The organism is Fictibacillus enclensis (assembly GCF_001457035.1).
GTDB lineage: Bacteria > Bacillota > Bacilli > Bacillales > Fictibacillaceae > Fictibacillus_C > Fictibacillus_C enclensis.
Genome location: NZ_KQ758617.1, coordinates 946,156 through 964,741 on the forward strand (window position 1 = coordinate 946,156; position 18,586 = coordinate 964,741).

At 40.4% G+C, this 18,586-nt stretch carries 21 protein-coding genes and 1 tRNA gene; 13 read left to right on the plus strand and 9 right to left on the minus strand.

Annotation, left to right across the window (positions count from 1 at the left end; translation table 11 throughout):
• From galE to AS030_RS05010, 3 genes are read left to right on the plus strand one after another with little or no spacing between them, the layout of a single operon-like run.
• On the plus strand, window positions 1–990 hold the full coding sequence (gene galE, locus AS030_RS05000; RefSeq protein WP_061969075.1) for a UDP-glucose 4-epimerase GalE: 990 nt from the start codon (window positions 1–3) through the stop codon (window positions 988–990).
• A 16-nt stretch (window positions 991–1,006) separates the two neighbouring features.
• A complete protein-coding gene (locus AS030_RS05005; protein ID WP_074440468.1) occupies window positions 1,007–1,717 on the plus strand; it encodes a glycosyltransferase family 2 protein in 711 nt (236 codons plus the stop codon).
• A gap of 30 nt (window positions 1,718–1,747) precedes the next feature.
• Entirely contained in the window at window positions 1,748–2,470 is a 723-nt protein-coding gene (locus AS030_RS05010; protein WP_074440469.1) for a glycosyltransferase, read from the plus strand.
• A 48-nt stretch (window positions 2,471–2,518) separates the two neighbouring features.
• Here the strand turns inward: AS030_RS05010 and AS030_RS23475 are convergent, their stop codons facing one another.
• The 3 genes from AS030_RS23475 to AS030_RS05020 all read right to left on the minus strand — a co-directional run bounded on the left by AS030_RS23475 (window position 2,519) and on the right by AS030_RS05020 (window position 4,168).
• On the minus strand, window positions 2,519–2,947 hold the full coding sequence (locus tag AS030_RS23475) for a hypothetical protein (protein ID WP_061969081.1): 429 nt from the start codon (window positions 2,945–2,947) through the stop codon (window positions 2,519–2,521).
• 167 nt (window positions 2,948–3,114) lie between these two features.
• A complete protein-coding gene (locus AS030_RS23480) occupies window positions 3,115–3,267 on the minus strand; it encodes a hypothetical protein (RefSeq protein ID WP_156412556.1) in 153 nt (50 codons plus the stop codon).
• Between the two features lie 34 nt (window positions 3,268–3,301).
• Complete coding sequence (locus AS030_RS05020; protein ID WP_061969083.1) at window positions 3,302–4,168, minus strand: hypothetical protein; 867 nt, start codon at window positions 4,166–4,168, stop codon at window positions 3,302–3,304.
• Between the two features lie 116 nt (window positions 4,169–4,284).
• On the opposite strand from AS030_RS05020, the gene AS030_RS05025 reads away from it, so the two are divergent.
• Window positions 4,285–5,451, plus strand: coding sequence for a BMQ_0737 family morphogenetic spore coat protein (locus tag AS030_RS05025; RefSeq protein ID WP_061969086.1), 1,167 nt, complete (start codon window positions 4,285–4,287; stop codon window positions 5,449–5,451).
• 114 nt (window positions 5,452–5,565) lie between these two features.
• Window positions 5,566–6,456 carry a hypothetical protein gene (locus AS030_RS05030; RefSeq protein WP_061969088.1) on the plus strand — a complete coding sequence of 297 codons (891 nt, stop codon included), beginning with the start codon at window positions 5,566–5,568 and terminating at the stop codon, window positions 6,454–6,456.
• A gap of 41 nt (window positions 6,457–6,497) precedes the next feature.
• Here AS030_RS05030 and AS030_RS05035 read toward each other — a convergent pair whose 3' ends face one another.
• The 4 genes from AS030_RS05035 to AS030_RS05050 all read right to left on the minus strand — a co-directional run bounded on the left by AS030_RS05035 (window position 6,498) and on the right by AS030_RS05050 (window position 9,014).
• A complete protein-coding gene (locus tag AS030_RS05035) occupies window positions 6,498–7,178 on the minus strand; it encodes a YetF domain-containing protein (RefSeq protein ID WP_061971552.1) in 681 nt (226 codons plus the stop codon).
• A gap of 90 nt (window positions 7,179–7,268) precedes the next feature.
• Window positions 7,269–7,706: a GNAT family N-acetyltransferase gene (locus tag AS030_RS05040; protein ID WP_074440470.1), complete on the minus strand. Its 438-nt coding sequence runs from the start codon at window positions 7,704–7,706 to the stop codon at window positions 7,269–7,271.
• Window positions 7,707–7,708: 2 nt separating this feature from the next.
• Complete coding sequence (locus AS030_RS05045) at window positions 7,709–8,227, minus strand: 2'-5' RNA ligase family protein (protein WP_061969090.1); 519 nt, start codon at window positions 8,225–8,227, stop codon at window positions 7,709–7,711.
• Window positions 8,228–8,291: 64 nt separating this feature from the next.
• The gene (locus AS030_RS05050) at window positions 8,292–9,014 is read right to left on the minus strand and encodes an alpha/beta hydrolase (RefSeq protein WP_061969092.1); all 723 of its coding nucleotides are present in this window, start codon (window positions 9,012–9,014) and stop codon (window positions 8,292–8,294) included.
• A gap of 129 nt (window positions 9,015–9,143) precedes the next feature.
• Here AS030_RS05050 and AS030_RS05055 point away from each other — a divergent pair, with 129 nt between their 5' ends.
• The 3 genes from AS030_RS05055 to AS030_RS05065 all read left to right on the plus strand — a co-directional run bounded on the left by AS030_RS05055 (window position 9,144) and on the right by AS030_RS05065 (window position 10,715).
• On the plus strand, window positions 9,144–9,698 hold the full coding sequence (locus AS030_RS05055; RefSeq protein WP_061969093.1) for a phosphatidylglycerophosphatase A family protein: 555 nt from the start codon (window positions 9,144–9,146) through the stop codon (window positions 9,696–9,698).
• A 116-nt stretch (window positions 9,699–9,814) separates the two neighbouring features.
• Window positions 9,815–10,522, plus strand: coding sequence for a DUF6143 family protein (locus AS030_RS05060; protein WP_141687025.1), 708 nt, complete (start codon window positions 9,815–9,817; stop codon window positions 10,520–10,522).
• Between the two features lie 117 nt (window positions 10,523–10,639).
• A tRNA-Val gene (locus AS030_RS05065) sits at window positions 10,640–10,715 on the plus strand.
• A gap of 373 nt (window positions 10,716–11,088) precedes the next feature.
• On the opposite strand, the gene AS030_RS23990 is transcribed toward AS030_RS05065, so the two are convergent.
• On the minus strand, window positions 11,089–11,262 hold the full coding sequence (locus AS030_RS23990) for a hypothetical protein (protein WP_164988872.1): 174 nt from the start codon (window positions 11,260–11,262) through the stop codon (window positions 11,089–11,091).
• 640 nt (window positions 11,263–11,902) lie between these two features.
• Here AS030_RS23990 and AS030_RS05075 point away from each other — a divergent pair.
• The 5 genes from AS030_RS05075 to AS030_RS05100 all read left to right on the plus strand — a co-directional run bounded on the left by AS030_RS05075 (window position 11,903) and on the right by AS030_RS05100 (window position 18,100).
• A complete protein-coding gene (locus AS030_RS05075; RefSeq protein WP_061969100.1) occupies window positions 11,903–12,739 on the plus strand; it encodes an STAS domain-containing protein in 837 nt (278 codons plus the stop codon).
• A gap of 314 nt (window positions 12,740–13,053) precedes the next feature.
• Window positions 13,054–13,761, plus strand: coding sequence for a DNA alkylation repair protein (locus AS030_RS05080; RefSeq protein ID WP_061969102.1), 708 nt, complete (start codon window positions 13,054–13,056; stop codon window positions 13,759–13,761).
• A 1,097-nt stretch (window positions 13,762–14,858) separates the two neighbouring features.
• On the plus strand, window positions 14,859–15,602 hold the full coding sequence (locus AS030_RS05090) for an SDR family NAD(P)-dependent oxidoreductase (RefSeq protein ID WP_061969106.1): 744 nt from the start codon (window positions 14,859–14,861) through the stop codon (window positions 15,600–15,602).
• 82 nt (window positions 15,603–15,684) lie between these two features.
• Entirely contained in the window at window positions 15,685–16,578 is an 894-nt protein-coding gene (locus AS030_RS05095) for a cation diffusion facilitator family transporter (protein WP_061969108.1), read from the plus strand.
• Window positions 16,571–18,100: an MDR family MFS transporter gene (locus AS030_RS05100; RefSeq protein WP_061969110.1), complete on the plus strand. Its 1,530-nt coding sequence runs from the start codon at window positions 16,571–16,573 to the stop codon at window positions 18,098–18,100. The genes AS030_RS05095 and AS030_RS05100 overlap by 8 nt, the downstream gene beginning before the upstream one ends.
• Before the next feature lie 23 nt (window positions 18,101–18,123).
• Here the strand turns inward: AS030_RS05100 and AS030_RS05105 are convergent, their stop codons facing one another.
• Window positions 18,124–18,495 carry a VOC family protein gene (locus AS030_RS05105; protein ID WP_061969112.1) on the minus strand — a complete coding sequence of 124 codons (372 nt, stop codon included), beginning with the start codon at window positions 18,493–18,495 and terminating at the stop codon, window positions 18,124–18,126.
• Between the last annotated feature and the right edge of the window lie 91 nt (window positions 18,496–18,586).

The window sequence follows — 18,586 nt, forward strand, 5'->3', positions numbered from 1 at the left end:
ATGATTCTTGTGACAGGCGGGGCAGGATACATTGGGAGTCACGTAGTCAAAGCCTTAATCATGAAAAATTATCAGGTTGTCGTAATTGATAATTTGTCAACAGGCAATCAGGAAGCGATAGATCCTAAAGCAATATTTGTAAAAGGGGATGTAAGGAACCCTAAAGACTTAGGGGAAATCTTTTCAAAATATTCTGTTCGTGCAGTTATGCATTTTGCAGCAAATGCGTACGTAGGAGAGTCGGTTGAAAAACCTGCAGTATATTATAGCAATAACGTCAATGGAATGATAACCCTATTGAAGATGATGGTGCAATATCATGTTAAGAAAATAGTTTTCTCCTCTTCATGTGCCGTTTACGGGAAACCACCCTGCAAGATAATAAATGAAAATACACCTGCAATGCCCATTAATCCTTATGGTTGGACAAAATTAATCGGTGAGCAGCTTTTAAAAGACTTTTCAACAGCCTATTCACTAAAATATATTGCTCTGCGGTATTTTAATGTGGCAGGTGCCATTGGCTCGGGAGAATTGGGAGAGGACCATACACCGGAGACCCATTTGATTCCCAATATATTAAAGCATTTACTGGGCGAGACGAAAAAAATTTTTGTGTTTGGCAATGATTATGAAACAAAAGACGGTACCTGCATTAGAGATTATATCCATGTTACAGACTTAAGTAATGCCCACCTCCTTGCACTTGAAGCACTGCTGGACAGCAGTGTTGCCAACAGAGTTTATAACGTAGGGAATGAAAAAGGAATAAGCGTGAATGAAATCATAAAAATGTGCGAAACGATCACCGGCAGGAAAGCAGCTGTGGAGTATGCAAAAAGGCGTGAGGGAGATCCTCCTGCACTCATCGCCAGTGCAGAATTATTGAAAAAAGAGTTTAACTGGAAGGCACAGTTTGACCTGAAAGATATGATTGAATCCGCATGGCAGTGGTTTTTACATCATCCAACAGGGTATAAAAAAATCTGAATAGAAAGGGGATTATATGGTATCAGTCATAACCTGTACAATTAGGGACTCCTGCATGGAAAATATATTTGATAATTACAAGAATCAAAATTACGATCCAAAAGAATTAATTATTGTACTGAATCAAGATAGTATGTGTTTACAAAAATGGCTTGAAAAGGCAAAAAATTATGATAATGTGTCTGTTTACCAAGTCCCCCAGCATACCTCTTTAGGCAATTGCATCAATCTCGCTGTGGGGCACGCAAAATATGATGTTATTGCAAACTTTGAGGATGACGATTATTATGCGCCAACCTATCTTCAAGATTCTCTTTCTGAAATGAAAACAGCGAAAGCGGATGTTATAGGAAAGACATCGGTATATATATACTTAAAAAATAAACAAGTATTGGCTGTTTTCAATCCAGGCAATGAAAACCAATATGTTAATGATCAAACCAGCTTTGCAAAGCAATATTTGCAGGGAGGTACGTTAGTATTTTATAAAGCAATTTTGGATCAAGTAAGGTTTCCGGATCAGATCAAAGAAGTAGACCGGATTTTTTGCAGAGATTGTGTGAAGGCGGGGTTGAGGGTTTACTCAACAACAAAAGAAAATTTCACCTACTTAAGGAATGATGATCAGGAACAGCATACATGGAAGGTGCCGGTGGATGTTATTTTAAGTATAAGCCAATTTATTACGAAGACTGATGATTTCAAACCGTTTGTTTCAAAGTTTTGATGTCGTTTATCAGGAACAGAGGAGGCTTTTATGGTTTCCGTCATCACTTGCACAATAAGGGATAGTTGTATGGAAGAGGTTTTCCTTAATTTTGATCGGCAGCAGGATGTAGAAAAAGAACTAATTATCATTTTAAATAAAGATAATATGGATGCTGAAAAATGGAAAAAAAGAGCGTTGAATTCTTCCAATATCTCAATTTATCATTTACCATCTAATACTACGTTGGGTGAATGTTTAAACTTTGGTGTAGAAAAAGCAAAGTTCAGCTATATCGCTAAATTTGATGATGATGATTATTATTCGCCATATTACTTGATGCACTCCCTTCAGTCTTTAAGAAATTCTCAAGCATCCGTCGTGGGAAAAACCTCCATTTTTATGTATTTTAAAGATCAGGGCCTGCTTACCGAATTTAATCCGAATAAGTTTGGGGGGACAGTTGCGAAAAATGAGGAGACATACAATAATCATTTATTAATGGGAGGGACGCTGGTTTTTAAAAAAGAGGTTTTTAATACGGTAAAATTCAGTTCCACCAATATAGCTGAGGATGCAGCTTTTTGTAAATCATGCATAGAGAATGGTATTCCTGTGTACTCAGCAACTAAAGATAACTATGTTTATTTAAGAAGCTATGAACCGGATAGCCATACATGGAGGATTAAAAATGATACGATCTTGAAATTCTGCACTGTGATTGCTAAAACCGAAGATTATAGGCCTTATATTACGAAAAAACCTATTCTCTAAATAGAAAAAAATCAGGCTCAAATGGCCTGATTTTTTCGTAATCAGTTATTACGTGAATAGCTGGATTGCAACGATTTGACGGCAGTCAATGATGATCGGATATCCATCCAAGATGAAAGTCGCACAGCAAGTCTTATGATCGAAACATGCGAATGTGATCTCGCCGTCAAAGAAGTCTTCTCCGCCTTTTAGCACGATTTGTACCAATGCACCAGGTGTTAACTTTCTAATCTGCTTACATGCACAGCCTTTACAGTCGTTAGAGCTTTCTTGTTGTTTTTTCTTTTTTTGTATAAAGCTTGAACTAGAGCTAGAGCTTTCTTTTTTTCTTTTCTTGTGTACAAAGCTGGAGCTAGAGCTAGAGCTAGAACTAGAGCTTTCTTTCTTTCTTTTCTTGTGTATAAAGCTGGAGCTGGAACTGGAGCTGGAACTCTCTTCGTTGCAGTTGCACCCGTGGTTATTAAATAATGAACCCATTATTTTTCCTCCTTATTTGTTTCCCTTACTCCTGTTAAATCAGGGGGTAATATAATATATTGAGTTTTATAAAATTTGCATAGATAAGTACCTACTTGTACAAAAAATAGGTTTATCTACCAGAAATAGAAAAAAGAAGGGGGGATACCCTTCTTTTTTAGTGGCCATCATTGATTTTTCTTAGGCTTCCACGTTACTTTTCCGCACGTTTTGCAGCCCTTCTTTTTTTTCACAGGGTCAAACAATGACGGTTTGCTTTGTGATTTTGACTTTTTCTGCTGGCGATCACGATACCTGCTGCGCATTTGAGATTTATCCATTCCACCCACACCTTTTCAGTAAGTTGATTTTATACTATTCTTTACTGCTCCGAGTGGTATAGGTATTTGGCTGAAAGGGATTAATGGCGGTTGAAGTTTTGCCTTGTTTTTGTTTAAACGGATTGATAGTCGATTCTGGGATTTGTATGTTTTTAAATGGGTTAATGGCTGGCCCGTTATGAAGATTTTTATTTCGTGACACTGTTGCAGGACTGCTTCGGACAGGTATAAGCTGTTGAGCAGCGATGAAGGTGTCAGGCACCTTCAATTCAGGCTCGATTTTTGGCTTTTTCATTTTTTTTGTTTCTCTTTCGCATTGCAGATCAGCGAGCGTGGGATTTATCGATCTTAAGATGTGGTTTATACCTGTCTGGAATTCTCCAAAAGAGATGGAGGCGAGGGAAGAAAATGTCTTGGAGAGTCCAATCTGTAGGATGAGGTAGGTGATCCATTCAGGAATATATTCTTTCTCCCTCCATCTGAATGAAAAAGAATAGTGATTTGATTTTCTTTTGCATAGGATGTTCTTATGGATAATGTTTTGAACAGCGTTTTCGGTATTCTCGGCTGGAGTAATATAGAGAAGTTTGGAATTTTCTGTTTGAACGATGATGGGTACAGGCTGATCTGCAACAAACGAAACCGATATTGTGGCTGTTATGTTCACTCCCGAGGGGTTTTCTTCTATAGTAACATCCGTATGCTTAAGTAATTTTTTAACACTTTCCAGGTCCCTTTGCTCAAGACCTGAGATCACATAACATTGGCCATACAAAGCCGGTTCGATTTCATCATAGTTTTCATTCCATTGCAATCCCCAGTAATTTAATAAGGGTTTAATATGCTGAAAAAAATTGGTGTCCACCTGTCCGATCTGTTTGCCTCCAAATGTAAGAATCATATTGTCTATCCTCCTAACCGCCCGAAAAATAGGCATTCATTCTTGTGTCATAACCTATGGTACTCCCATAGTATGTATGGAATCTTCAGAACATGATAAGGAAAGGAAGGGAAACTATGGGTTTAAATCACAAGAAATCGATACCGAAGGCTACCAATAGTCTCCAAGAAGAATGCATAAGGGTGCAGAAGGTGTACGATTGGTTAACAGACACATTTTCTGTAACCAAACAAGTTAGTTTCAATCCAGAGCAGATAAGAAGGATAGAAGAAGCTTTAGCGGATCCGGCTCGCCGTCCTCTGCGTCTGACCTGCCAGACACCGGTTACTCCTCCTGTTTTTCCGCTTAATGGGGATGAAACCATGGCGGCGACTGAAACATTTATGTGTGAGCAGGTGGGAGAAAAGAGAGATGTTACCGTTTCACTGAATGGCAGCTTCGTGGAAGCCCAGCTCGTAGAGCTTTTGTTTACTTCCGAAGTGGAAGTTGCAGTCGTCGACAGAAACGGAAAGGTTGTTACTTGTGTAAGGACCGATGCATCTGTCCTTGAACCATTCGTGTTATGTTATCCTGATGGAACGGATCTATTCTGCCGCATCACGCGCATTCTTTGCAAAATTCCAACAGGAACAGTCATTCTAAACAGTCCGGCTCCAAGATCTTTCACCGTAACCATCACCTTCTGTGTCGATATCCAAATTGAAGCTGAAGTTAAACTTGAAGTGCTTGCTAAATTCTGCGCACCTCGTAACAATGATCTTTCAGCTGAAGAAAATGAAACGTTCGCTTGTCCTGAAGTTGTATTCCCGGCGCAATGTCCGGATATCTTTCCTAGACCGAGCTGCGACTGCAGTGTATCTGGTGAAGCAAGTGGTTGCACTGGCAGTAATGCCACGGAAAAAGGTCGTCTTGGCGTCCTTGCAGAAATCTGCCAGAACTGCAGCTTGAGTGACAGCTCATTAAAATTTACGTTTGATGAAGAAGACGGCGATATGAACAACTTTAGCTTCACGGCAGACAGCTTCGATCAGGATAGTCTGGTTTGCGAACCTTCTGAAGGAAAAGGGCTGAAATTTACAGTATCAGGTACAGGTACAACCGATGAAGGTGAGGAGTTTGACTTTAATTTCGCAACCGTCAGCAAACATTCCGGAACCTTATTCCAGTTGCAGCTAGTGAATGAACGCGGTGTAACGGTATTTGAATCAGGCATTGTAAAAGTCGAAGAAGGCACCCTTGAAGTGGAAAATTGCGTGTCCTTTGACGACATCAAGATGAAATAATCTCATGAACTGTCTAGAGAGCAGGGATCTCCTGCTCTTTTTTTGTATTTCAGTGAACGAATCACCCCATATTACATAAGATAGAGATGGGAGCCTATTTAGGGAGGGACGCAAATGCATTCTCAAAAAGAGCGGTTGAGCTATGACCGTCTGATTGCCCGTGCTGAATTTTATCAGGAAAAATCGTTAGCTCTTGAAAAAAAACTGGTTTTTGCCGAAGAACAAATTGAGACCCTTGAGAAAGAAGTGAACAACACGGCAAGAGAGGCTGAATTTCAGGCACTTGACGCTCACAGGGCAAGACTTGAAGAAGAGGTCATCCAGCTGAGGGAACAGTTGGCACATGCCCAAAGTGTAGATTATGAAAAAAGAGTTGCTGATTATGAAAATTTGTTGACTGCAGTTCAAGAAGAAATTAATGAGAAGGAAGTCAAACTGGAAAACAGCATGCAAAAAATCAAGGCTCTGGAAAAAAAGCTGTCTCTTCAGGGACGTCCCGATCCATTCCTGAAAAAAGCGGAAGATGAAGAAGACAGCATCTTTGTAAAACGGGATTATGAATGTCTTTGCTTGTTTGATTATTCCATGATCATGAAGGAAGATCTAAGCGGTTTGATCAAAGGGTCATTTTTGATCGAAAATACGGGGATTGTATCTTTGCATAACCCGTCCATTTGCTTCAGGTTCCAGCCAAACGAAGCCAATGTCCTAAAAGGAAAAATCTACTCCACCGAAAACAATGAAACGAATCAGGATAATCTAGCAAACTATCAGTGGATGTTTATTGATAATGATTGGTCAAAAGAGGCAAAGGAAAGAGGAGAACTGTGGATATGCCCCATTCGCGACCTTTCCATAGATCCTGGGGAAAAAGCTGTGATTCAAGATTATCTTATTCCGTTTAAAAAAGAAGCAATCGGAAATCTGACCATTGAAGCTTTTGTATTTTTCAACAAACAGCAATACAAGGTAAAGGCCTTAAATCATATCGCTATCAATTTCTGATCATATCCAAAACCTAAAAAGAACACATGTCGTGTTCTTTTTTAATTTTCCTTCATCACAAACAGACCCTCGTCTTTTTTCCATTCTGCATAAAATACTTCTTTAGCTGAGTGAATGTTTTGCTGTTTAAGCTGTTTTAACAGCCATTCTTCGTTAACACCAGCTGTAGGGAGGTTATCAGTTAGAATGGTTCCATCCATGATTAAAGTCACTGGGAGGGTGGTTTCTTCTTGTGACAGCTTTAAGTCCTGACGTGTGACTGGCTGATTATCGCTTTTGGGAAGAACAGAGATCGAACCGTTCGTCTCAAGAATGGCATAATCGATTTCTCTTATACTGAAATGTCCTTTTTGCCGGATCAGGTTTTGCAACTGGTTGATATCAATTTTGTTTTTTTTCATTTGTTTCCGGTCCATTGTCCCTTTTCGAATGACAATCGAAGGGGTACCCTCCAAAATCTTTCGGAATTTCATGGACTTTTGAGTGAGGATTTCCAATGAGTACATGAGAATTCCCCAAACACTGATTGCGAACAATATCATCCAGATATGGACATCGGGATCATACATGGCATTACCAACAAGTTCCCCAAGAATGAGTGCAGAAATAAAATCAAAGGGTGTCAATTGGGACAATTGCGTTTTTCCAAGAATTTTCGTCAGGAAAAATAGTGCGAAAAAGCCTACGACCATTTCAGTTGTAATTGTACCAAGGTTCATGATATCCCCCAAATGATGCGAAATTACAGATAGTGTTCACTATTGGACTGTAAATTACTCATAATTAAACAGAAAAAAGCATTGAACCAATGGTCATTGGTTCAATGCTTTTTTCATCGCCACATGGAGAATGTTAGCGTCGATAAAGGGTTCTTTTGATGTTGTGGTGTATCCCAGCTTTTTATAAAAAACCTCTGCCTGTACCTGCGCATATAATGTTAACGCGGGATAGTTCAGCCGGGAGGCTTCCTGTTCCATGCTCTTCATCAGCAAATCACCAAGGCCTTGCTTGCGCCGGTTGGAGAGTATGCAAACCCTTTCCACTTTTCCGCCATCCCCAATGGGACGCATTCGTCCAGCACCAATCGGTTGATTTTCGGTATCATAGAGTACAAAGTGAGTAGCCGTATCCTCAAGATGATCCACTTCGAGTTCTTCTGATACGTTTTGTTCGTTAACGAATACCTCTTTTCGAACAAATAAAGCATCCTTGTATGCTTCATCTTTCGAAGTAATGACTTTGATTTTCAAGTTTATGCTTCCTTCCCCAGTTTGAATGTTTTGTATACGTTCCAGCGGTCTGATTCTTCATCCCGTTTGAGAAGGTGAAATTCATTTACGGTTTCTTTATATTCTGCTTCCACCATTTTAAGACGTTCAAGAACATCGGCGTGCTCTACATCAGAAAGCTTTTGAGCAAGCGTCAGATGGGGGACGAAATTATAAGGATGCTCATGCTGAAGCGGCCCCTCGTAAAGCTTTTCATGAAGAGAGATAAGCTCTTCGGTATTGTTTACTTTTAAATAGATGACATTGTTAACCGGATGAAAGGAACTTACCCGAGAAATATGAATCTTGATAGGAGGAGCAGTCTTGGCCACATTTTCAATATAACTTACAATTTCATCAATTTCAGAATCACTCGCGACAAACGGATCCTTCAGGGTAATGTGAGGATCGATAATGGAATAATGAGGATCATAACGTTTGCGGTATGAATTTATTTTATCTTTCAGGTCTGTAGATGGGAAAATGGCAATACCATAGTTCATTTAATTTTCCTCCCTTATCTTTTGGATTAGTATATCAAAAATTCTTATAACTTCACAAATTGAATTATTTCCCGAAAATAAACTTCAATGCAGGAATCAAGTTCTTCTGCCAATCAGACCAAAGGTGATTTCCATCAAATTCTTCATATCGATACTCGAAATTCTTGGTTTTCAGTTCGCTGGCCAATTTCCGGTTGGGAGTCAGAAAATCTTTTACACCGCTAGGCGATGCATATTCGTTTTCTTCCGTTCCCACAGCGTGGTAAAACTTTAGTAATTCATACCCCGAAAAGGAATACAGAATGTCCAGTACATTTGCATCAATAAAAGGCGACTGCAAAATCAACTGGCCAAATGTACGAGGAAAAGTTAATCCGCAGACAAGCGAAACAAACCCTCCCAGTGAATCTCCAATCAAGCACATACCGGAACCCAGGAGATATGTATTGAATTCATGGTTAATGTAGGTTGGCAGTTCATTTGACATAAACCTCAAGTAGGAGGAATGTTTTAAGCCGTTAGGGTGGTATTTTTGATATCTGTCATCTCCACGATGATGGGCAATTCCAATAATGATCATGGGCTCAATGTCCTGAGATTGAATCAAGTCGTCCGCTGTTGAGGCAAGTCTTCCCAATTGAAAATAATCGGGACCATCTTGCGCGATCAGCACCGGGTATTTTTTTAAAGTGGTAAATGCTGGCGGGTAATAGACCAGTAAAGGAACCTGTTCGTTCAGCTCCTTGCTATGTAGGGTTTGTTCATCGATGGTACCTTTAAAGGGCATATCTAATTCTCCTATCTTGAAAAGAGCGCTTTCATAGTGTTCGTTTTATTTTATCATACAGTGGTATAATGTAATCAAGATTTATGATAATTGTGCAAAAATCCAAGGAAAGCACAAGAGGTGAACATAATGACAAAGAGAGTACACAGCCGGGATGTAGAGGCAGCGGCGAGGACATTGCTGGCTGAGCGCGGTGTCTCAATACCCGATATAGCTGAAATTGTATTTGAAATGCAGTCTCCGTTCTCTCCTCAATTAACAATGACTGAATGCATTGAAAGTGTAGATAAAGTACTAACAAAACGGGAAATGCAGCACGCCCTGCTTGTTGGAATCGAACTGGATAAACTGGCTGAGAAAAAAATGCTGTCGGAACCACTGCAGGCCATTGTTGAAATGGATGAAGGTCTTTTTGGCGTGGACGAAACGATTGCGCTTGGTGCGGTTTTCGGCTATGGAAGTATTGCGGTAACGACATTCGGTCATCTCGACAAGTACAAACTGGGAATCATTCGCAAGTTGGATACGAAAACAAACGAAGGTGTTCATACATTTCTTGACGATCTGGTGGCCAGCATTGCAGCCAATGCTTCCAGCCGTCTTGCTCATCGCCTCAGAGACCAGGAAGAACGATTATCGAAGGAAGAAATCGCTATGAACGACCAGGAAGAAAAAATAGGGTAACCAAGCTGTCCTTATGGGATGGCTTTTCTTTTACCCATTTTTCCAAATAGACTGACCAAGTATAGCTTATCTACATATGGTAATAATGTGTAAACTTTAGAGAAGGGAAAATGCATATGCTAAATAGAATGTACCCGTATGGACAGGGGGCAGGATATGGTTATGGTCAGGGAAGCTATCCCAACATGAATCCAAACATGAACTATCCTAATCCCAACATTAGCCCGAATATGAACTATCCGGTAAGTCCTAATATGAATGTGAATATCCCCGTACAGACCAAGATGCCAAATATGGGCTTTGGCAAGTATCCAAAAGAGGAGAAAGAAACCGAGGTCAGTCCTGCAGAAGAAACGAAGGCCAACAACTTTCTCGGATCTACTGATACGCTTTCGGTCTGTCCCTGCCCGCCAGGTGAGAATGTATGGGCATCGCTTGTCAATCCGGCAAGCTCTAACGTGGATGTTTCCTTACAGCGGATCACCATCTCGAACATGACATGCAATCCCATGGTTGCTAAAATCTATTTCAAGCCAACGCTTCCGTTTAACGGGAAAATGTCCTCAAATGTAACACCGGCAGATCTTTCAAAAAATCCGCCTGAACGGCCAAGAGGGCAAATCCAGTACGGAATTCTTCCCAATTCCCCAGTCAATGGGACAATTGCCGCAACACGAGTAATTCCAGCAAATACTTCCATTACGGTTGATCTCGACGGCCTGTGGGTGATCGGTCAGGGGACGAACGTCATGGTCTATCTGACCGCTCACTGCAACGATTGTAACTTAAAATCCGTAGTTTCCTTTGAATGGGAAGAAAAATAATGGAATCAAAAGGGCCCTGTTTTCAGGGTCTATTTCTTTTTAAATATTTTTGATAAAAGGGGTTGTCAAGTTAGCTTGTTATGAGATATAATTCTATTTGTCCGATACATAATTATTGATCCGATAGCTCAGCTGGGAGAGCGCTACCTTGACAGGGTAGAGGTCGGGGGTTCGAACCCCTCTCGGGTCACCATAACTTATACATATTAACAGCCTGTAACGCCTTGTATATCAAGGATTGCGGGCTTTTTTGTTTTTTGATGCACTCCTTCCTTCATTTGTAGGGGGGAGCGATCACTTCATAAGCAGAAGTTTTTTCCCTTTTCGATGAGTTTATTATTTTTTAAGAACAGACAAATAAAGGAAGACTGGGTAAATAAACTCTTTGACTACATTAATCAATTTAATAATATTGTCGCAAATTTAGAAAAATAATACGATAAGTCTAAATAGAGTATTGATTAACTTAATTTCCAATTGAGCTAATGGGATGGGTCAAAATAGCAACAATCTATACGAAAAGAGCCAAAGAAAAAAACCCTTCAGAAAGGGTTTTTAAATGATTATTAAACGCCGGTGCGACGGTGTTGGTTGTTTGCCTTCTTCGTCTGCTGGCTCTTCATTTGCTTTGTAGATTTTACAGGATTTGTAGAAAATTTCCCGTTTGCCTGCTGCTGTTTTTTTTCAGCCAGTCTTTGCTTAACCGCCTCTTGAAAGCTTAGTTTTTTTTCAGATGACATCTATTCATACCTCCTAATGCCGATGATTCTTAACTTTAATGATATCTTCTTATGGGCGTTTTGTCTGCATGTTTTTACAGATTGGGCATCTTAATAGGAGAATAGAGGCATTTCACTATGTATTATCATGACCTCCGCTATTTGTTGCAAGCCAGAAGAATGTACAGCAACTTCCTAACTGCAACCAGTTTATCTATCGTTAGGGGACAGGAACCTAATATATCTGAATTACTCGAACCAGGAAATACCAAAAATAATCCTTCAAAATTTTTATACGATATGCATACGAAAAAAATGAAAAAAGTCGCGTATGGGACAGAAAAGGGAAGTCGTTTAGCCATTACATATGGTACAGTCGCTATTTGTGATTGTGTTGTCAGGAGTGATTAGTTAGTTCCAAGTTATCTAACATCTTCATTTGAAGAGTTTGGCCTGTTTGATATACTTATTGTTTGGCTAATTACCAATATTTACTTGAGCATTTTAAAGAAGTTGTCCCTGGTCATTTGATACAATAAAATTATGATTAAAAAAGATTAGCAACTTCTGGGTAAAAATGTTAAATGGCTTTAATTTGACTTTAAAGTAGAATACAGAGGAGAAAAGACTATTTCTAAACGGCTGGAAGGAGAAAAACCTAATGGAAAAGCTTCAGCAAAAACAGATTATGGATTTTATTGAATACAACAGGGAAGAGTTTCAAACCAAACTATTATCTGAGGCTGGTGATGTTGCGGGTAAAATAAATGATATTTTACAATCTGGAAATATCGATCTTTTGAAAAACGCGGAGAAGATGATCAAGTTTGTTGTTGAAAACAGAGACAACGAACTTGTATCCTTTGCTCAACAAGAAGGTGTAGCCTGGGCGAGGCATGCTTTAACCCTCACTCTTAAGTTGGAATGGGTACATGCCATTAGAAGAACGATATGGCATTATATGTATGAATTTGATCTTAGGAACACCAATGAACGCAGCATTTCAGACTATAGGGAAACGATCTTTCAAATGGAGCAGCAGGTCAACGACGGCATCGATAAATTTCTCAATAGTTTCTTTATAAGCTATTCTACTTATAAAGATGAATTGATCAGCACTCAGCGAAAAATGGTTGAGCATTTGTCCGTTCCTATAATACCAATCAGTCCTTTTGTTGCGGTTCTTCCTTTAATTGGCGTTATTGATGTATATCGTATAGATACCATTGAAGAAAAAGTTTTAACGGAGATTTCCAATATGAAAATTCGAACCTTGATTATTGACCTATCAGGCATTACGGATATGGATATTGAGGTCATTCATCATTTTCAAAAAGTGTTGAGCGGCGTTTCCTTAATGGGATGTGAGGCGGTCATTACTGGTCTACGTGCAGAACTAGTTAGAAAAATGATTCATTTAGATATATCATTTGATCAATATGCATCAACTAAAGGTACTCTTCAGCAAACATTAACCACCTATTTTAAAACAAATTAAATGAAACAGAACAAAATACGTTCAGAAATTCTTCTTTACCGATCTTACTAAAAAGATCGGTTCAGCTTGTAGACAAAGTTCATGTCTACAAGCTTTTTTTATTGTAGAATGAAACCAATACGGTTTGAGGGGAGAATTTAGATGTTATTTTATCGAAACATTCTACTGATGGACGTCACCAAATTACACTGCAGCTCTAGATGAATGAATTAGGGTCTTTACTCTTTGTACAAAGATCGGAAGCGAACTGACGATAGCCTCCGCGGTTCGCGGTTAAAATGAAACGAGAAAAATAGTAAGGGAGGAATTGCACAATGGACTTTGAAACAGTTATGCAGGAACTTGAAGTGCTCGGTAAGGAACGAACAAAAAAAATGTACTTATCAAATGGTGCGCACGAGCCGCTTTTTGGTGTGGCTACAGGTGCTATGAAACCACTCGCAAAGATAATAAAAATAAATCAACGTTTAGCTGAAGAGCTTTATGCCACAGGTAACTACGATGCCATGTATTTTGCAGGCATCATTGCAAACCCAAATGGCATGACTGAGGCTGACTATAACCGATGGTTGGATGAAGCATATTTTTATATGCTTTCAGATTATGTAGTGGCAGTAACTTTATCAGAGTCGGAAATTGCACAAGACGTTGCTGATCAATGGATTGCAAGCGACGAAGAACTTAAAATGTCTGCCGGCTGGAGTTGTTACTGCTGGCTGTTAGGGAATCGCAAAGACCATGAGTTTTCAGAAAGTAAAATATCCAATATGCTTGATATTTTGAGAAATTCTATTCATGCTTCGCCAGAACGAACAAAATCTGCAATGAATAATTTTTTAAACACGGTGGGGGTTTCATTTTTGCCGCTGCATGAAAAGGCGGTCGAGACCGCGAAGGAAGTGGGTATCGTAGAAGTAAAACGCGACAAGAAGAAAAGCAGTTTCCTAAACGCTTACGAAAATATTCAAAAACAAATGGATAGAGGGAAGCTTGGTTTTAAAAGAAAGTATGTGAGATGTTAACAATAGCTTTTTTAGTACTCTTTTAAATCACCATAACTTATACATAATATCAGCTTGTTAGTCCTTGATGAAGTCTGTCTGTTCTTTTCTCTTACTTCCCTTTTATTGTTATCCTTTTTAGTAACTTGTTTCAATGATATATCATGTAACATAAGGTATGTCTTTAAAGGAAATTAAGGATAAAATCGATAACGTATATCAAAGGGATATGCGAAACGTACATGAGGATGTAAGGTATATGCTAAAAAGGACAGCCAGCCCGGCTGTCCCTATTTATTTGGATCCAATTAGCTTCGCCCTTCTAGCAACCAATTTTGGGACGGGTTCTTTTCAACTTTATTTACGTCACAGCATTTGAATTTAACAAGACTGCCATCAGAAATTGCTGCTATAACAATCCCTGTAGTAGGATCATATTGTCTGAAGGTCACTTGAACGGACGTACCATGTAAATGAATACGCACCACATTTCCAGGCTTCAGGTGTTTAAACCGCATGCAAACCTGTGAATGTTTTTGGGGGAACTTCATTTGCCAACCACCTTTTTTAGGATTAGAACTTGTACTTGTGATAGCTTATGCATCTCGTCCGATGTTGGTTTGGACGGGCAGCGAATTTTTGGACCTATGTTTTTCTCTGGCATGTTGGGGTAACGTAACAAATAAGAAAGGATGAATGTTGATGAGTCAGAAAATGAAGGCAGTGGGTTTGTACAAGTATCTCCCAATCGACCATCCAGAGAGTTTGGTGGATGTATAAATTGATAAGCCGGTTCCAGGACTAAGTTTACCCGCTCTCTATTCGAAACGGAAGATATGATAAAACAGCATGAGATTCTCTCAAAAGCCACATTAACGGAAACATTGGGACCTTTCAATGCAGAAACCATGAGAGAGGCGCATTCCAAGCTGGAATCAGGTAAAACGATTGGAAAAGTAGTTGTAAGTAATAACAAATAAATAAAAGTAGTTTCTAACTTTAAAAACAGCAGCCAGCTGCTGTTTTTTTTAGATCATTCCCTGTTATTGTTATAGAATTTAGGGAATATTTCAGGAATCGAATGAAGCTAAATCCATGTAAAAGGAGATGTTCCACATATGTTTAAAGGCAAGGTAGTGATTGTAACGGGTGCAGGGCAGGGGATTGGAAGGCAAATTGCGATTGATTACGCGCATGCGGGTGCTCGTGTGGTTATTGCGGATGTGAAGGAGGCAGAAGCGGCGGAAACGCTGAAAGAGATTTCTTCAGCAAATGGAAAGGCTGAATTTATCGAAACCGATGTCCGGAAACCGGAGGATATCGTGGCATTAATGGAAAGGACACAGACTATTTTTGGTCCAGTTGATATTCTGATTAACAATGCCGGAAAGGGGATTTGGAAATCACCACTCGAACTAAGTGTGGATGAATGGGATGATGTCATTCAAACAAATCTCCGCAGCGTTTTCTTATGTTCCAGAGAAGCGGCAAAACAAATGAAGCAAAAGGGAGGGGGATCGATTGTGAATATTGCATCGACTCGTGCTTCCATGTCAGAACCCAACAGTGAAGCATATGCTGCCACCAAAGGAGGCATTGTGGCTATAACCCATGCTCTGGCCGCTTCCTTGAGCGAAGAGGGAATTACAGTTAATTCCATTAGTCCTGGCTGGATTGAAACAAAGGACTATGAGGGCCTGCGTGATGTGGACCATGAACAGCACTGGTCAAAACGCGTTGGAACCGTTTCTGACATATCAAGAGCTTGCTTGTATTTAACGAATCCGGAGAATAACTTCATCAACGGTGAAAATCTTGTTATTGATGGCGGAATGACCCGGAAAATGATTTATCACCATTAATAATCTTGCACAGGGATGTTTTTTAGTAAGTTTAGACATCCTAACTGCAAATACAGGAGTATGGTTAAAGGGAGATTAGGACATGGCAGAGCAGAAGGTGCAGGCAAAAGTGGAGAGAGGCGTTTATCTTAGTTTGGCAGCCTATATCGCTTTATCCTTTCTAAAACTGGGCATAGGCTGGCTTTATTCCTCCGAAGCTCTGGTAGCAGACGGATTAAACAACTCAACGGATATTCTGGCCTCTTTGGCTGTTCTGATCGGTTTGAAAATTTCAAAAAAACCTGCGGATTTAGACCATCCCTATGGCCATCTCAGAGCGGAAACCATTGCATCCATGGTCGCTTCTTTTATAATGGTAGTAATTGGGCTCGAGGTATTGATTTCTGCCATCAAAAGTATTGTGGTTTTTGAAATCGAGCCTCCATCCATGATTGCAGGAATCACGGCCATTTTTTCTGCCTTGGTTATGCTGGGAGTTTATCGGTACAATATCAGGCTTGCCCGCCAAACAGAAAGCCAGGGTTTAAAAGCAGCGGCTTTAGATAACCGGTCCGATGCGTTTGTCAGCATTGGTGCGGCTGTGGGGATCTTTGGAGCACAGCTCGGTGTAGTTTGGCTGGATCCATTAGCGGCAATCCTTGTTGCCATCATGATCATCAAAACCGGCTGGGATATCTTTTACGAAACTTCACATAATCTCTCCGACGGGTTTGATTATGAAGAGGGGAAAAGGATAGAAAAGCAAATTTTGAACGTGCAAGGCGTGAAGCAAGTAACGGATTTAAAAGCCAGAAAACACGGGAATTCGGTGATTCTTGATGTAACCATCCATGTTCACCCGGATCTGAATGTGATTGAAAGCCACGCGATTACGGAAAAGCTTGAAGCCGAACTCAGGCGTAAATATAAAGTAGAAAGTATTTCTGTTCATGTAGAGCCGCATGAGATACGAAAAGAGGTTGAGACAAATGAATGAGAGTTTCCAAAGTAAAGAGCCCGCAAGCAGAGAAGAACCGCAGACAAAACGGCCGTATGTTCTTGCATCGGTGATTGTTGCCATGTTTATGGCAGCCATCGAAGGAACGATTGTTTCTACAGCCATGCCTGGCATTGTTGGGGATTTGGGTGGATTTGCTTTGTACAGCTGGGTATTTTCCGCATATCTGCTCATGCAGGCGGTCACTATTCTTATTTATGGGAAGTTGTCCGATTTATACGGCCGTAAGCCCGTTTTCATTATTGGTATTATCATTTTTTTAATAGGATCGGTTATGTGCGGGCTGGCAGGCTCTATGAAACAGCTGATCATTTACCGTTTGATTCAGGGTCTTGGAGCAGGAGCCGTGCAGCCAATCGCAACTACAATTGTTGGGGACATGTACACGATTGAAGAGCGGGCGAAAATTCAGGGCTACCTTGCAAGTGTTTGGGGAATCTCAGCGATTGTCGGTCCGTTGCTTGGAGGTTTCTTTGTTACATACTCCCATTGGTCATTAGTATTTTGGATGAATATCCCGCTTGGAATTCTAGCTATGGCAGGTGTTGGAAAATTCCTGCATGAGAACGTAGAGCGGAAAAAAGTACATATCGATTACCTTGGTTCGCTCCTTGTTTTGATTGGGGTAAGTTCCCTGATGGTTCTTCTTATACAGGGAGGGACAGCGTGGCCATGGAATTCATGGGAAACCTACGTTCTTGGAATGGGCTCGGTGCTCATTCTGTTCGGTTTCTTCAAGCATGAGTCAAGGATTCCTGAACCCTTGATGCCGATTTCTTTATGGAACAACCGCCTGATCTCGCTTTCAAATGCCGCATCGCTAACGAACGGTGCTGTGTTGATCGGGATTTCCAGTTTCCTTCCCACGTATATTCAAGGGGTGATGGAACAGCCACCCGTTGTGGCTGGTTTTACGTTGACTGCCATGTCGGTTGGATGGCCAATTTGTTCAACGATTGCCGGAAAGCTGCTATTGAAAATAGGGTTCCGCCCCGTAGCAGTTTCAGGCGGTATTGCCTTGCTTCTTGGTTCGCTAGTATTTATCTTTATGGACCCCGCCAAAGGCCCGGTTTGGGCCGGTGCTGGTTCCTTTCTTATTGGGTGCGGCATGGGGCTGACGAATACCACCTATATTGTTGCCATTCAAAATACAGTCGACTGGAAAACGAGAGGGATTGCCACGGCATCCAATATGTTTATGAGAATCGTGGGAAGCGCACTGGGAGCTGCCGTTCTCGGCGGTATTCTGAACACCAGACTGAGTACCTATTTTGACCGCCATGGAAATGAAAATGAGAAGGTCACACTCGATGCGGCTAACATTTTGCTGGATGAAGAAAAAAGAAGCAAGCTGAGCAGTTCGGTACTGGAGCTGCTGCAAAATGGCCTTTCGTTTTCCCTTGCCGATGTTTATAAAGGTGTTCTTATCCTGTCGATTTTAAGTTTGCTGTTTTCCATTCTGCTTCCCAAAACAGAAAATCCAAAGACAAAAAGCCGATAATTACCGGCTGCTGTTCTTCATGGTTATGTTGTTTTCTCAAGAAACTCTATGCGATTGCCGAAGGGATCACGGAATGAGAACCTTGATAAGCCCGGAATTTTAATTTCCTCTTTTACAGCTAATCCGTGGGAAAGAAGATGTTTTTTTACAGAGTCAAGCTGGGCCACTTCAAATGCGGGGTGGCTTTTTCTTTTTTGGAGAGGAATGTTTTCAATACCTAAATGAAGCTCCTGCTTTCCCATTTGATACCATAATCCGCCGTTTGGTTTTAAACTCTCGGGTTTTTCAATCTCCTGAAATCCCAGGATTCCCGAAAAGAAGGATCGTGCCTGATCTTCAGTACCAGGGGGAATGCAAAGCTGTACATGGTGAATGCCTTTTACGTCTACTTTCATTGTTTTCATCCTCTCATTATGGTTCATCTCTACTTTTTATCTTAAATATTTCGTGCAGAGATGAAAAATAGAATATAATAGGTTAGAGTTA